This window comes from Streptomyces sp. NPDC002386 (assembly GCF_053593175.1).
In genome coordinates this window covers 155,175-170,255 of the sequence record NZ_JBSFBX010000017.1, presented here as the reverse complement: position 1 = coordinate 170,255, position 15,081 = coordinate 155,175, and the positions used below count along the sequence as shown (strand labels likewise).

The 15,081-nt window shown below is 72.6% G+C and carries 12 protein-coding genes; 8 read left to right on the top strand and 4 right to left on the bottom strand.

The features are described from left to right. Positions 1–7: 7 nt before the first annotated feature. The gene (gene glgX, locus ACWCPN_RS29625; protein WP_451212182.1) at positions 8–2,158 is read right to left on the bottom strand and encodes a glycogen debranching protein GlgX; all 2,151 of its coding nucleotides are present in this window, start codon (positions 2,156–2,158) and stop codon (positions 8–10) included. A gap of 196 nt (positions 2,159–2,354) precedes the next feature. On the opposite strand from glgX, the gene ACWCPN_RS29620 reads away from it, so the two are divergent. The 4 genes from ACWCPN_RS29620 to ACWCPN_RS29605 all read left to right on the top strand — a co-directional run bounded on the left by ACWCPN_RS29620 (position 2,355) and on the right by ACWCPN_RS29605 (position 6,752). Beyond that, positions 2,355–3,179: a Tat pathway signal sequence domain protein gene (locus tag ACWCPN_RS29620; protein WP_451212180.1), complete on the top strand. Its 825-nt coding sequence runs from the start codon at positions 2,355–2,357 to the stop codon at positions 3,177–3,179. Between the two features lie 57 nt (positions 3,180–3,236). Continuing rightward, a complete protein-coding gene (locus tag ACWCPN_RS29615) occupies positions 3,237–4,580 on the top strand; it encodes a copper amine oxidase (protein ID WP_451212177.1) in 1,344 nt (447 codons plus the stop codon). A gap of 103 nt (positions 4,581–4,683) precedes the next feature. Then, on the top strand, positions 4,684–5,925 hold the full coding sequence (locus ACWCPN_RS29610; protein ID WP_451212267.1) for an SAV2148 family HEPN domain-containing protein: 1,242 nt from the start codon (positions 4,684–4,686) through the stop codon (positions 5,923–5,925). Between the two features lie 101 nt (positions 5,926–6,026). After that, complete coding sequence (locus tag ACWCPN_RS29605) at positions 6,027–6,752, top strand: 3'-5' exonuclease (protein ID WP_392293418.1); 726 nt, start codon at positions 6,027–6,029, stop codon at positions 6,750–6,752. A 28-nt stretch (positions 6,753–6,780) separates the two neighbouring features. Here the strand turns inward: ACWCPN_RS29605 and ACWCPN_RS29600 are convergent, their stop codons facing one another. Then, positions 6,781–7,269, bottom strand: coding sequence for a DUF6083 domain-containing protein (locus ACWCPN_RS29600; protein WP_451212173.1), 489 nt, complete (start codon positions 7,267–7,269; stop codon positions 6,781–6,783). 170 nt (positions 7,270–7,439) lie between these two features. Beyond that, positions 7,440–8,303 (bottom strand): phosphotransferase enzyme family protein, encoded by an 864-nt coding sequence (locus ACWCPN_RS29595; RefSeq protein WP_451212170.1) that lies wholly within the window; start codon positions 8,301–8,303, stop codon positions 7,440–7,442. 158 nt (positions 8,304–8,461) lie between these two features. Here ACWCPN_RS29595 and ACWCPN_RS29590 point away from each other — a divergent pair, with 158 nt between their 5' ends. From ACWCPN_RS29590 to mgt, 4 genes are read left to right on the top strand one after another with little or no spacing between them, the layout of a single operon-like run. After that, positions 8,462–9,376 (top strand): carbohydrate ABC transporter permease, encoded by a 915-nt coding sequence (locus ACWCPN_RS29590; protein ID WP_451212167.1) that lies wholly within the window; start codon positions 8,462–8,464, stop codon positions 9,374–9,376. Beyond that, positions 9,373–10,206, top strand: a complete 834-nt coding sequence (locus ACWCPN_RS29585) for a carbohydrate ABC transporter permease (protein WP_451212164.1) — start codon at positions 9,373–9,375, stop codon at positions 10,204–10,206. Before ACWCPN_RS29590 ends, ACWCPN_RS29585 begins: the two co-directional genes overlap by 4 nt. After that, positions 10,206–11,507: an ABC transporter substrate-binding protein gene (locus ACWCPN_RS29580; protein ID WP_451212161.1), complete on the top strand. Its 1,302-nt coding sequence runs from the start codon at positions 10,206–10,208 to the stop codon at positions 11,505–11,507. The genes ACWCPN_RS29585 and ACWCPN_RS29580 overlap by 1 nt, the downstream gene beginning before the upstream one ends. Positions 11,508–11,562: 55 nt before the next feature. Continuing rightward, positions 11,563–12,759, top strand: coding sequence for a macrolide-inactivating glycosyltransferase (mgt, locus tag ACWCPN_RS29575; protein ID WP_451212158.1), 1,197 nt, complete (start codon positions 11,563–11,565; stop codon positions 12,757–12,759). A gap of 61 nt (positions 12,760–12,820) precedes the next feature. On the opposite strand, the gene ACWCPN_RS29570 is transcribed toward mgt, so the two are convergent. Then, positions 12,821–15,073: an MMPL family transporter gene (locus ACWCPN_RS29570; RefSeq protein ID WP_451212155.1), complete on the bottom strand. Its 2,253-nt coding sequence runs from the start codon at positions 15,071–15,073 to the stop codon at positions 12,821–12,823. Positions 15,074–15,081: the final 8 nt, after the last annotated feature.

Sequence of the window (15,081 nt, the reverse complement as noted above, 5' to 3'; positions counted from 1 at the left end):
GACCGGTCTAGGCGGGCCGCTGCAGCACGGTCAGGCTGCGGTCCGGCAGGGTGAGGCGGTCGCCGGCCGCCACCTTCGGGCCCGTGCCCGGCGGCACTCCGTCCGGGCGGGCCGTGTCGACGACCACCTGCCACTGCCGGCCGTGGTCGACCGGCACCCGGAAGTCCAGCGCCCCGGGGGAGGCGTTGAACATCAGCAGGAAGGAGTCGTCGGCGATCCGCTCCCCGCGCGGACCGGGCTCGGAGATGGCGTTGCCGTTCAGGAACACCGTCAGCGCGGACGCGGGCGCCGAGTCCCAGTCCCGCTGGGTCATCTCGCTCCCCTCGGGGGTGAACCAGGCGATGTCGGACAGCTCGTCCTGGGCGGTGCCCTCCACCGGCCGCCCGTGGAAGAAGCGCCGCCGCCGGAACACGGGGTGGTCCCGGCGCAGCCACACCATCGCGCGGACGAACTCCAGCAGGGTCTCCCCGGAGGAGGCGCCGTCCGCGTCCGCGGGCGCTCCCTCCGCGGACGGCGGCCACCGGAGCCAGGACACCTCGTTGTCCTGGCAGTAGGCGTTGTTGTTGCCGCGCTGGGTACGGGCGAACTCGTCCCCGTGGCTGATCATCGGCACGCCCTGGGACAGCATCAGCGTGGCGAAGAAGTTCCGCATCTGACGGGCCCGCAGCTCCAGCACCTCCGGGTCCTCGGTCTCGCCCTCCGCCCCGCAGTTCCAGGACCGGTTGTGGCTCTCGCCGTCCCGGTTCTCCTCCCCGTTGGCCTCGTTGTGCTTGTCGTTGTAGCCGACGAGGTCGTGCAGGGTGAAGCCGTCGTGGCAGGTCACGAAGTTGATCGAGGCGAGCGGGCGGCGGCCGTCGTCCTGGTAGAGGTCGGAGGAGCCGGTCAGCCGGGAGGCGAACTCCGCGAGCGCCCGCGGCTCGCCCCGCCACAGGTCCCGGACCGTGTCGCGGTACTTGCCGTTCCACTCGGTCCACAGCGGCGGGAAGTTCCCCACCTGGTAGCCGCCCTCGCCCACGTCCCACGGCTCGGCGATCAGCTTCACCTGGGAGACCACCGGATCCTGCTGCACCAGGTCGAAGAACGACGACAGCCGGTCCACCTCGTGGAACTGCCGGGCCAGGGTGGCGGCCAGGTCGAAGCGGAAGCCGTCCACGTGCATCTCGGTGACCCAGTAGCGCAGCGAGTCCATGATGAGCTGGAGCACGTGCGGGGAGCGCATGAGCAGCGAGTTCCCGGTGCCCGTGGTGTCCATGTAGTAGCGCGGATCGTCCGTGAGGCGGTAGTACGACGGGTTGTCGATGCCCTTGAAGGACAGCGTCGGACCCAGGTGGTTGCCCTCGGCCGTGTGGTTGTAGACGACGTCCAGGATCACCTCGATCCCGGCCTCGTGCAGCGCCCGCACCGCCGACTTGAACTCCAGCACCTGCTGGCCGCGGTCGCCCCAGGAGGCGTACGCGTTGTGCGGGGCGAAGAAGCCGATGGTGTTGTAGCCCCAGTAGTTGTTCAGGCCCATGTCGACCAGCCGGTGGTCGTTCACGAACTGGTGCACGGGCATCAGTTCGAGCGCCGTCACCCCGAGTTTCGTCAGGTGTTCGATGATCGCCGGATGGGCGAGCGCCGCGTAGGTGCCGCGCAGCTCCTCCGGCAGCCCGGGGTGGGTCATCGTCAGGCCCTTCACATGGGCCTCGTAGATCACCGTGCGGTGGTAGTCGGTGCGTGGCGGCCGGTCGTCGCCCCAGTCGAAGTACGGGTTGATCACCACCGAGGTCATGGTGTGCGGCGCCGAGTCCAGGTCGTTGCGCCGGTCCGGGGCGCCGAAGTGGTAGCCGTACACCTCCTCGCCCCACGACACGGCCCCGCTGACCGCCTTCGCGTACGGGTCGAGCAGCAGCTTCGCCGAGTTGCAGCGCAGCCCGCGCGCGGGGTCGTACGGGCCGTGCATCCGGAACCCGTACCGCTGTCCCGGCATCACCCCCGGCAGGTACGCGTGCCGGACGAACGCGTCGCTCTCGCGCAGTTCCACCGCCGTCTCCGAGCCGTCGTCGTGCAGCAGACACAGCTCTACTCGGTGCGCGGCCTCCGTGAAGACCGCGAAGTTGGTTCCGGCGCCGTCGTACGTGGCGCCGAGCGGATACGCCTCTCCAGGCCAGACCTGCATGACCACGACTCTTCCAGGTGTGCGGGCCCGCTGGGGGCGCGTTGGCTGCGAGTCTCCCCGAAAGTGAGGGAACCTCCCGGGACTTACTGCCCTCTTACGGGCCGACCAGTGCATACGGCGACTCGTGTACCCGCCGTGTGCCGAATCAGTGGGGATACACGTACTCCCGGGGAATCAGGGGGAGTAGGGGGCAGATGTGCGCGAGACAGTGCACCGGCATCTGGGCAAAGTGGTGGCCGGCGCGGCCCTGGCGGTGGCCGGGACCGCGGTGATGGTGGCGGTCACCCTGCCCGGGACGGCGGGGGCCGACGAATCGGGAGGGAACAAGGGGGGCGGCGGCGGCGGTACGCCGGCCGCCCAGCAGGCGGGCCAGGGGCCGGGCGACGTCCCGCCGGGCGTCGTGCGGCAGGCGCCGGCCGAGGGCGAGAAGGGCACGGGCCGCGACCCGCTGACCGACGACGAGATCCGGCGGGTCGAGAGCATCGCCCTGAGCGGGCAGTCGCTCGGCGCCGGTGAGAACGTCGACGGGCACCGGGGCCCGCAGCGGCTGAGCGTCGACCTGGCCGATCCGGAGACGGACGAACTCGACGACCCGGGAGCGCCGCGCCGGGCCGACGTGAGCTTCTACGACTACAGGCGCGACGCGCTGATCACCAGGACGGTGGACCTGGGGACCGGCAAGGTCGTCGGCAGCGTCACCAGCCACGGCGTCCAGCCTCCGCTGAGCCGGGACGAGAACGCCGAGGCGGCCAGGCTGCTGATGGCCGACCCGCTGGGCGCGGGCCTCAAGGCGGACTACCGGGACGCCACCGGCCACGAGCTGACCTCGCCGGACCAGCTCCGGCTGAACGGAGCCGTCTACCGCGCCACCCCGGGCGGGCAGCCGGCCGTGCTCGACAAGTGCGGCGAGCACCGCTGCGTACGGCTGTTCCCGAAGGTCAAGAACGGCCCCTGGATCGACGCCAGGTGGCTGGTCGTCGACCTCAGCGCCCGCAAGGTCGGCCGGCTCGAACGCCACTGAGCCAGGCGGCCCGTCCACCCTTCCGACTCGCACCTCCTGCAAGGGAGTCATTTCCTCATGCGTGAACAGAGTTCGACCAGCGGCCCCGGGCCGCGGAGATCCGGCCGTACCCGTACGCGCGCGGCCGTCGGCCTCACCGTGGCCGCGCTGGCCGCCGGCGTGACGGCCGGCGCCGGACCGGCCGCCGCCCGGCCGCAGGCCGCACCGGCCGCCGCCGCGGACTGCAGCGCCGCCTACAAGATCGAGCAGAAGCTCTCCAGCGGCACCACCTGGCGGATGTGCTGGCGCTACGACAGCAAGGCCGGCCTGGTCCTGGAGAACGTCTCCTACCAGCCCAAGGGCGAGCCCGAGCCGATCAAGGTCCTCAACAGCGCCCGCCTGGCCCAGATAGACGTCCCCTACGACGACGGCAGCGTCGAGTACGACGATCTGACCGGCTTCGGCTTCGCCCAGGGCCTGGTGAACCTGGCGCCCGGCGAGTGCCCCGGCGGCACCATCAGGACCGTCCGCGTCCCCGACTCCTGGGACCCGGACCATCCGGACGTCAAGGGCCTGTGCACCACCACGCGTTCGCGCGGCCACGCCTACCGGATGCAGGGCGACGCCGCCAACAAGGTCTTCCAGGCGCAGGGCAAGGACCTGCTCGTCTACACGGTCAACCAGGTCGGCTGGTACGAGTACATGACCGAGTGGCGCTTCCAGGACGACGGCACCGTCAACATGAACGTCGGCGCCACCGGCAGCCTCTCCTACGAGGACTACGACGCCGGTGACGGTCGCGGCTGGCCCATCGGCAAGGGCGCCAAGGCCTACGCCACCAGCCACAGCCACAACGTCTTCTGGCGGCTGGACTTCGGCCTCGACGGCTCCTCGAAGACCAAGGTCGAGCAGTACGACTCGGCCGTCACCGCGCCCGCCCCCGGCCGGCAGGCGCCCACCGCCAAGACCACCCGCACCAAGGTCACCAAGGAACTCGCGGGCGACTCCAAGACCTACCGCTGGTGGCGGATGGTCAGCGCGACCGGCAAGAACAAGGACGGGCACGCGCGTTCGTACGAGATCGTCCCCGGCCCGACCACGAAGTACCCGGGCCGCAGCTTCACCAAGCACGACGTGTACTTCACCCAGTACAACAAGTGCGAGCGGTTCGCGAGCAACAACCCGGGCTGCGCCAGTGGTTACCCGAAGTCCGTGGACAAGTGGGTCAACGGACAGACCCTCACTCACCCGGTCGTCTGGATGAACGTGGGCTTCCACCACATCGCCCGGGACGAGGACCAGCAGCCCATGCCGATCCACTGGCAGGGTTTCGCCATCGCGCCGCGCGACGTCACGGCTATGAATCCGCTCACTCCGGACGAGCTCTCGTGGCAGAACGGCCACTGGCGACCGCGTAGTTGAGAAACCGACCTGTCCATCCGGCTGCACCGCCGACCGCTCCCGGAGTACCCTTCCTTGATCGTTGACGTGGGGAAGGCCCGGGGTGGCGGAAGGCGGTGCGCGGGTGGGCTCGGGAGGGCTGGAGCTGCCCCCTGGTGACGAGGGTCACGAGGGGAACTCCACAGACGTCCCGCCCGGAGCGGTGTCCCTGGCCCGCCCGATGGACGCCACCGGCTCCATCGGGCCGGAGCTCGACTGGGGCACCGACGCCTGGCTCGAGGTGCGCGTCCGCGCCCAGCGGGCGGGCCGGGCCTACATCTGGCTGAACCTGGTCGAGCAGCGGCTGCGCGCGGTCGTCGCCGCCGTGCTGCGGCCCATCTACGAGCCCGTCCACGGCGACGACTGGGTGGTGGCCGCGGCCGGGCCCGCCGGGCAGGAATGGGTGCAGCGGGCGGTCGCCGTCCGCGAGGTCAGCCGTCGCAAGGGCTACCTGCTCGACCCGGCCGACGACAACGTGCTCAGTTTCCTCACGCTGCCGCAGCTGCGCGAGCTGATGGTGCAGCACTGGCCGTGCTTCGAGCCGTACTTCGACGAGCGCCGGGACGTCGAACTCGCCCTGGACGAGCTGGAGGTGACCCGCAACGTCGTCTCCCGCAACCGGGCCCTGTCCGAGGCGGTGCTGAACCAGGCGGAGCGGGCCTCGGCCCGGCTGCTGGAGATGCTCGGCACGGGCGGCGACGTGCCCTCCGCGCGCCGGCTGCCGGTCGACGCGGTGGAGGACCTGGTCGGCGACCGGTACGCGGACGTCGTCGCCGTCCACTCCGACCGGGTGCGGCTCATGCGCCAGTTCCCGGCCGAGGACCTGTTCGGGGGCGCCCGCCGCCTCGACGCCATCGGCATAGGGCTCAACCTGCTGGTGCAGAACTTCTCCGGCCGCCGGCTGGTCCGGCTCGCCGAGTCCGGCTGCCGGGTCCGGCTCCTCTTCCTCAACCCGGCCTCCAGCGCGGTCAAGCGCCGGGAGCGCGAGCTGGGGATGAAGCGGGGCGAACTGAGCCGGGCCGTCGAGATGAACATCCTGCACATGCGCCGGGTGCGGTCCCGGCTGCGCGACCCGGGGGCCTTCGAGATCCAGGTCTACGACGAGACGCCCCGCTTCACCGCCTACCTCGTGGACGGCGACGGCGCGGACGGCATCGGCGTGGTGCAGTCCTATCTGCGCGGGGCCCGCGGGATGGAGTCGCCGGTGCTGGTGCTGCGGGGCGGCGGCAAGGTGCTCAAGTCGGACGACATGGGTGATGCCGGTATCTTCCCGACCTATCGCGAGGAATTCGAGCTGTCCTGGGCCGATTCGCGCCCCGTGTCCTGAACTGTCCGGGCGGGCAAGCGGAACGCGCTCCTCGGATTGTCAGTGCCGCGTGCGATGGTGGGAGCCACTGGGGGAAAGCACCACAAGAAGGGGGGCCGCCCATGGGCTGGCACCGGGAGCTGCTGATCGGCTTCGACCTGGAAACCACGGGCACGGACCCGCACGAGGCGCGCATCGTCACCGGCGCGGTCATCGAGGTCAGGGCCGGTGAGCCCTTGGGGCGCCGGGAATGGCTGGCGGATCCGGGCGTGGAGATCCCGGCCGACGCCGTCGCGGTGCACGGCATCAGCAACGAACGGGCGACGGCCGAGGGCAGCCCGGCCGACCGGGTGGCCGACGCCATCGCGGACGTGCTGGTGTCGTACTGGCGGGCGGGTGTCCCGGTGGTCGCGTACAACGCGGCCTTCGACCTCACCCTGCTCTCCGCCGAACTGCGCCGCCACGGCCTGCCGTCCCTCACCGACCGGCTGGACGGCGCGCCTCCCGCTCCGGTGATCGACCCCTACACCATCGACCGCTGGGCCGACCGGTACCGCCGCGGCAAGCGGAACCTGGAGGCGGTCTGCGCGGAGTACGGCATAGTCCTCGACGCGGCCCACGACGCCTGCGCCGACGCCCTGGCCGCGGCCCGCCTCGCCTCCGCGATAGCCACCCGCCACCCCAAGATCGCCGCCCTCGGCCCGGCGGAGCTCCACACCCGCCAGATCGAGTGGTACGCCGCGTGGGCGGCCGACTTCCAGTCCTTCCTCCGCCGCAAGGGCGACGAGACGGCGGTCATCGACGGCACGTGGCCCGTCCGCCACCTCCCGGACAGCCTGCCGGCCTAGCCTGGTCCGCCGCCCCGCCCTCCACGGGTCAGCCGGTGTCCGGCAGTTCCCCGAGGAGGCCGTCCTCGTCGGCCCTCCGCCGGGCCAGCAGCGCGTTGTAGGCCCGTACCGACGTCAGCCACCACCACGGCTGGACCTCGTCCAGCGTGAGCCCGGGGCACGCGAGTTGGTGCGGTATCCGGCAGGTGGTGCCGGGCGTGGGCTCGTCCAGCCCGCCGTTCCAGGCGGTGCCGTTGCCGTCGATGTGCCAGCGGTGCCCGCCGGGCACGAGATGCGCGGGAACGGTGAGCCGCGGTTCGAGCAGGACGTGCTGCCCGGTGTAGGTGGCCCGCCGGTCACCGGCGAGCCCGCAGTGGGGGCAGTGCGGCGGAGCGGGCGGTTCGGGGCCGGTGGCGCCGTCGCGGACGGCCTGGGCCCGGTCCGCGGTCTCCCACGGGCCGGGGGTGCCGGCCGGCGGCTGCCGGGATCCGTCGGGACCGGGTGCGGGTAACGGAATGACGCTGTCGGTGTCCCCCATGCCATCGAGCGTGCGGGCGGCCCGGCCGGGCGGGACAGGGCGCGAACCGGGCGCATCGGGAGCAGACGGACGGGGCACGCCGGCGCTGCCGGGGCCGTCCGCGGCGGGCGGGCCGCGAGACCTCCGCGGACGGACGGGGCGCGACGGCTGTCACAAGGCGGCGCGGCCCCTCAGAACGGGTACCAGCGCACGGCCTCGTCCCCGTCGCGCAGCGACCCGACCCGGCGCCGGAACTCGGTCAGCGCCTTGGGGTTGGCGGCCGCGTGCTGGGCCACCCACGCGCAGCTCGCCGTCTCGCGGGCGCCCCGCAGCACCGAGCAGCCCTCCCACTCCCGTACGTCCCAGCCGTAGGCCGAGACGAAGGAGTCGTACGCCTCCGCGGGCAGCCCGTAGCGGTCCCGGGACAGGGCCATCACCACCAGGTCGTGCTCGCGCAGGTCCGCGGAGAAGGTCTCCAGGTCCACCAGCACCGGCCCGTCCGGTCCCACGTGCACATTGCGGGTCAGCGCGTCCCCGTGGATCGGGCCCGGGACCAGACGGGGCGTCAGTGCCGCGGCGGCGGCCGCGAACCCGTCCCTGCGCTCGCGCAGATACGCGGCGTCCTCCGGGGCGATGGACCCGCCCGCGAGCCGCAGCCAGCGCTCCACACCGCCCAGCAGGTCCCGGGGCGGCAGCGTGAAGGCAGGCGCGGGCAGCGCGTGCACGGCCCGCAGCAGCCCGGCCAGATCGCGGGGCTCGGCCGGCCGCACGGCATCGGGCAGCCGGTGCCACACGGTGACGGGGTGCCCCTCCACCAGCAGCGGCCCGGGCTCGGCGGCCCGCACCGCGGGCACACCCGCCCCGGCCAGCCACCCGGCGATGTCCAGCTCGCGCCGGGCCCGGTCCAGCAGTTCGGCGTCACGGCCCACCTTGACCACCAGCTCACCGGCCGCGAACACCGCGTTCTCACCGAAGGCGATGAGCCGCGCGTCGCCGGCCGGGCCCGGCAGGACCTTCGCCGCGGCCAGTACGTCCCGCGCCCGTGCCTCGTCCATCGTCCGCCTCCGTGCCCTCTCCGTACCGTCCCGGCCGTCGTGGCCCGCGGCCAGTCTCCCATTCGCACAGGTAGGGCCGTGTGCGCGGTCCCTTGACGGGGTTCCGCGCCTTTACGAACATGAACACGCCAACGAGGTCGGGCGAAGGGGCTGATGCCATGACAGCAGTGGCCGGGGCGCGGCGGCCGTTCGCTCGTGCCGCCACGCGCGACCACGGCGCCTGGTTCCTGGTCCTGCCCGCCCTGATCCCGATCCTCCTGCTGAGCGTGGGCCCGCTGCTCTACGGCGTCATGCTGGCCTTCACCGACGCCCAGTCCGGCCGGACGACGGCCACCAGCTGGATCGGTGCCCTCAACTTCCGGGACCTGCTGCACGACACGCTGTTCTGGGAGTCGTTCCGGATCGGGCTGGTGTGGGCGGTCGGGGTCACCGTGCCGCAGTTCCTGCTGGCGCTCGGCCTCGCCCTCCTGCTCGACCAGGACCTGCGGCTGCGCCGCTTCGCCCGCGCCCTCGCGATCGTCCCGTGGGCCATGCCGGAGGTCGTCGTCGGCATCATGTGGCGGCTGGTCTACAGCCCCGACGCCGGAGTCCTCAACGAGACCCTGCGCGACCTCGGTCTCGGCGACGGCCGGGACTGGCTGAGCGGCCTGGCCACCGCGCTGCCCGCCGTCATCGTCGTGGGCGTCTGGGCGGGCATGCCGCAGACCACGGTCGCCCTGCTCGCCGGCCTCCAGAACACCCCGCGCGAACTGCACGAGGCCGCCGCGGTGGACGGCGCCGGCGCCTGGCGCAGGTTCCGCGCGGTCACCTGGCCGGCCCTGAGACCGGTGGCCCTCGCCATCACCGCGCTCAACCTCATCTGGAACCTCAACTCCTTCGCCCTGGTGTACGTGCTCACCAGCGGCGGACCCGGCGGAAAGACCCGGCTGCCCATGCTGTTCGCCTACGAGGAGGCCTTCCGCTACGGCCAGTTCGGCTACGCGGCCGCGATGGGATGCGTCCTGGTGGCCGTCGTCTCCGTGCTGCTCGCGGTGTTCCTCGCGGGCAGGCTGCGGGGAGGCGGGGACGCATGAGGACCCGACCCGCGGCCCGCGCCGGCCAGTACGCCGCCCTGCTCGGCTATCTCGTCTTCCTGGCCTTCCCGCTGCTGTGGCTGCTGTCCACCGCCTTCAAGCCGCCCCGCGAGCTGGGCAGTCCGCACCCCACCTGGATCCCGCGTCACCCCACCCTGGCCAACTTCCGGCAGGCCTTCGACGAGCAGCCGCTGCTGCACGCCGCCCTGAACTCCCTGCTCGTGGCGCTCGGCGCCGCCGCCGTCGCCGTACTGATCGCGACCCCGATGGCGTACGTCATGGCGCGGCACCGCTCGGCGCTGTCCCGGGCGGCCACCGGATGGGTGGTGGTCAGCCAGGCGTTCCCGTTCGTACTGGTGATCATCCCGCTGTTCCTGCTGCTGAAGCACCTGCGGATGATCGACTCCCTGGTGGGGCTGGGCCTGGTGTACGTGGTGTGGGCACTGCCGTTCGCGCTGTGGATGCTCGTCGGACACGTCCGGGCGGTGCCCGCCGAGCTGGAGGAGGCGGCGGCCGTCGACGGCGCGGGCCGGCTGCGGACCCTGGTGTCGGTGACCGCCCCGCTGCTGGCGCCGGGGATCGCGGCGACGGCGCTCTTCGCGTTCGTCACGGCGTGGAACGAGTTCTTCTTCGCGCTGGTCCTGCTGAAGAGCCCCGGCAGGCAGACCCTTCCGGTCGTCCTCACCCACTTCATCGGCGCGGAGGGCGTCGCCGACCTCGGCCCGCTGGCCGCCGCCGCCTTCCTCGCCACCCTGCCCTCCCTGTTCGTCTTCGCCCTCATCCAGCGCCGGATCACGGGCGGCCTGCTCGAAGGGGCGGTGAAGAACTGATGCGGCACCCTCACCGAGCCGGCCGGGGAAGGACGGCCGCGGCCGTCCTCGCCCTGCTGCTGCTCCTCGCGGGCTGCTCCGCGGCGGGCCGTGACCGGGGCGGCCCGGTCACCCTGCGCTTCCAGTCCCTGGCCTGGCAGCAGGAGTCCGTGGCCGTCAACAAGGAACTGGTGAAGGAGTGGAACGCCACCCATCCGGACGTCAAGGTCGAGTACGTCCAGGGCAGCTGGGACAGCGTGCACGACCAGCTCCTCACCTCCTTCGAGGGCGGTGAGGCGCCGGACGTCATCCACGACGCCTCCGACGACCTCGCCGACTTCGCCTACGGCGGCTACCTCGCCGACCTCACCGGCCTGCTGTCCGCCGCGCTCGAGTCCGCCATCCCGCGGCGCAGTTGGCAGGCGGCCACCTTCGGCGGCGGCGTGTACGGGGTGCCGTTCCTCCAGGAGCCCCGGGTGCTGATCGCCGACCGGGCCCGGCTGCGCTCGGCGCGGGTGCGCATACCGACCCCTGAACACCCCTGGAGCTGGCCCGAGTTCCGCCGGATCGCCAAGCGGCTCAGCGGCCCCGGCAGGTACGGCGTGGCCTGGCCGCTGAAGGAGCCCGTCTCCGCCACGCTCAACCTCTCGCTCTCGGCGGGCGGCCGGCTCTTCCACCGAGGCGCCGACGGCCGGGTGAGCGTCGGGTTCGGCGCCGGGGACGCGGTCGTGCCGCGCACGGTCCACGACCAGGTCGCCGTCGACCACAGCGCCCCGGCCTCGACGCTGGGCAGCGGGGGCTCGGACACCCTGCCCGGCTTCTTCGGCGGTCGCTACGCGATGGTCCCGCTGGGCTTCTCCTACCGCCAGCAGATCGCGCAGCAGGCGCCGAAGGGCTTCGACTGGCAGGTGCTGCCCGCCCCCGCCGGCGCCGGCGGACTCACCCAGGGCGTCAGCCCGCAGACGCTGTCCGTCGCCGCCGACTGCCCGCACAAGAAGGAGGCCGCCGAGTTCATCGGCTTCCTGCTGCGGCCCGCGAACATGGTCCGTCTCGCCCTCGGCGACTGGATGCTGCCCACCGGCACCGAGGCCCTGAAGGACCCCGCCCTGCACACCTCGAAGAACGGATGGGCCACCGGGACGGCGCTCGCGGCGCACCTCCGTCCGGCCCCCGCCCAGTCCGTGCGCGGCTACCCGGAGTGGAAGGACAAGGTCGCCACCCCCGCCTTCCAGGAGTACTACAGCGGCTCGATCGGCCTGTCCGGCCTGCGGGAACGCCTGGAACGGGACGGCAACCTGGTCCTGGCCCGCTACCAGCGCTGAGCCGGCGCCCGTAATACGTTTGAACGAGACGTCTCGTCTCGTTAGCCTCGTCGCCATGACCGCCCCCGCCCACATCGCCATGTTCTCCGCCGCCCTCCACGGCCACGTGAACCCCAGCCTCGAGGTGATCCGCGAACTCGTCGCCCGCGGCCACCGGGTCACGTACGCCATCCCGCCGGCCTTCGCCGCGAAGGTGGCGGCGACCGGCGCCCGGCCCGTGCTCTACGACTCGACGCTGCCCGGCCCGGACGCCGACCCCGAGGCCTGGGGGAGCACCCTGCTGGACCACGTGGAGCCGTTCCTGAACGACGCCGTCCAGGCGCTCCCGCAGCTCGTCGCGGCCTACGAGGGCGACGAACCGGACCTGGTGCTGCACGACATCACCTCCTACCCGGCCCGCGTGCTCGCCCACCGCTGGGGCGTCCCGGCGGTCTCCCTCTCCCCGAACCTCGTCGCCTGGGACGGCTACGAGGAGGAGGTGGCCGAGCCCATGTGGGCGGAGCCACGGCGGACCGAGCGCGGCAGGGCCTACTACACCCGGTTCCGGGACTGGCTCGCGGAGAACGGGATCACCCGGCACCCGGACCCGTTCGTGGGGCGCCCCGACCGCTCGCTCGTCCTCATCCCGAAGGTGCTCCAGCCGCACGCCGACCGCGTCGACGAGCGGGTGCACAGCTTCGTCGGCGCCTGCCAGGGCGACCGGGCCGACCAGGGTGACTGGCAGCGGCCCGCCGGCGCGGAGAAGGTGGTCCTCGTCTCCCTCGGCTCGGCGTTCACCAGGCGGCCCGCCTTCTACCGCGAGTGCGTCCGCGCCTTCGGCGGCCTGCCCGGCTGGCACCTGGTCCTGCAGATCGGCAGCCAGGTGACCCCGGCCGAGCTGGGCGACGTGCCCGCGAACGTGGAAGTGCGCTCCTGGGTACCGCAGCTGGCGATCCTGCGGCAGGCGGACCTGTTCGTCACGCACGCCGGGGCCGGCGGCAGCCAGGAGGGACTGGCCACCGCCACGCCGATGATCGCCGTACCGCAGGCGGTGGACCAGTTCGGCAACGCCGACGTGCTCCAGTCCCTCGGCGTCGCCCGGCACCTGCCCACCGAGGAGGCCACCGCCGACCGCCTCCGCGAGAGCGCCCTCGCCCTCACCGGCGACCCGGAGGTCGCCCGGCGGCTGAAGGAGATCCAGGCGGAGATGGCCCGGGAGGGCGGCACCCGGCGCGCGGCCGACCTGATCGAGGCGGAGCTGCCCGCGCGCTGAGCACGGACGGGGGCCCGCCGGTTCCCCGGGACCGGCGGGCCCCCGCGTTCCGCGGGCGGTGTCAGACGGTGATCCGCTCGCCCTCGCCGCGTGCGGGGACCGGAGCGGCGGCCTGCTCGGGCGCCTCGTCGTGGGTGAGGTCCGGCAGCCGGTGCAGCCACTTCGGCAGGTACCAGTTGCGCTCGCCGAGCAGCGCCATCACGGCCGGCAGCAGCACCCCGCGGATGACCGTGGCGTCGATCAGGACGGCGGCGGCCAGGCCCACGCCCATCTGCTTCATGGACTGCATGGACAGCGTGCCGAAGATCGCGAACACGGCGACCATGATGACGGCGGCGCTGGTGACGACACCGGCCGTGGTGACCACGCCGTGCTGGATGGCGTCCCTGGTGCCGCGGCCGCGCAGCCGGGCCTCGCGGATCCGGGAGACCACGAAGACGTGGTAGTCCATCGACAGGCCGAACAGGATCACGAAGAGGAACAGCGGCAGCCAGGTGACGATCGCGCCGACGCCCTCCGCGCCCACCAGCGAGGCGCCCCAGCCGTGCTGGAAGACGGCGACGAGGATGCCGTAGGCGGCGCCCACCGACAGCAGGTTGAGCACGATCGAGGTGATCGCCACGGTCAGCGAGCGGAACGACAGCAGCATCAGCAGGAAGGCGAAGACGACCACGAACGCGAACACCGGGACGACGGAGCCGAGGAGCTGGTCGTTGAAGTCGTGGTTGCCCGCGACCTGTCCGGTTATCGGCGCCCGGACGCCCTCCACCTTCCCGAGGGTGGCGGGCCGCACCTCGTCGCGCAGCTTGCCGAGGCTCTCGACCGCGCGGTCCATGTCGGAGCCGCCGACCAGCGGCACGGAGACCAGGGCGACGTTCTGCGCCCGGTACACCTTGATGTCGACGGGGCCGCGCGAGGCGCCCGAGGAGACGGCCCGCTGCTTGAAGTCGGCCAGCGCCCGCTGCACCTCCGGCGCTGCGATGTCCTTGGCGCCGACGACCACCTGGGCGGGCTCGGAGCCACCCGGGAAGGCCTCGTTGAGCCGGTCGTAGGTCTGCACGATCGGCAGCGAGTCACCGAACTCCTGGTCCAGCGTGAGCTGCTGGGTCTTCATGCCGAGCGCGGGCGCGGCGACGGCGAGCAGCGCTCCGGCCGCCACCACCACGGAGACCAGCGGCCTGGCCAGCACGCCGCGCAGCACGGCGGTCCAGAAGCGGCTCTCGCTGCCGCCGCCGCGCCGCCGGCGGCGGCCCAGGAACGGGATGCGGCCCTTCTCGACCCGCTCGCCCAGCAGGGAGAGCAGCGCGGGCAGCACGGTGACCGAGCCGACCATGGCGACGGCGACCACCATCAGCGAGGCCAGGCCCATCGCCTCGAACTCGGCGAGCCCGGTGAAGAGCATGCCCGCCATCGCCACGCACACGGTGACCCCGGAGACGATGATCGCGCGGCCGCTGGTGGCGGCGGCGATCCGCAGGGCGGCGCCCGCGTCCCGGCCGGCGTCCCGCTCCTCGCGCTCCCGGCGCAGGTAGAACAGGCAGTAGTCGACGCCTACGGCCATACCGACCAGCAGCATCACGGAGTTGGCGGTGTCGCTCATCGGCTGCACGTGGCTGACGATGCCCATCAGACCCATCGTCGCCATGATCGCGGTGACCGCCAGGGCCACCGGCAGCAGTGCGGCCACCAGGGCGCCGAAGGCGATCAGCAGGATCCCGAGGGCCACCGGCACGGCCGAGTACTCGGCCTTCTGGAAGTCGTCCCCGAAGGCGTCCTTGTACTGCTTGTTCATGCTGGCGCCGCCGATCTCCTCGATCCGCAGGCCGTCGTGCCCCTGTTGCACCCCGGCGACGGCGTCGAGCACCGGCTCGACCCGGTCGGCGGCGGTCTCCGCGTCGCCGCGCATGTCGAACTGCACCAGCGCGGTACGGCCGTCCCGGGAGATGGTGCGCGTGTCGTACGGGGAGGTCACGTGGGTGACCTTCCCGGTGCCGCCGACGGCCTCGATCACATCGTCCACGGCGGACCGGAACTCGCCGCTCGTCGCCCTGAGGGCGCCGTCCCGGGACTGGATCAGCACGGTCTCCCCGGCCGGCTGCTCGATGCCCGCGTCCTCGATGATCTTCGCCGCCGTGTGTGTCTCACCCTTGAGCTGATCGCTCTCGTCCACGTCGACCCGCCCGGCAGCCGAGCCGAGCCCCATGGCCAGGACGACGAACAGCACCCATATGCCGACGGCGGCCCAGCGGTGCCGGGCGCTCCAGCCGCCGGCGCGGGCGGCCAGTCCCCGCACGCGCACGTCCGTGTTCCCCATGACGGGCT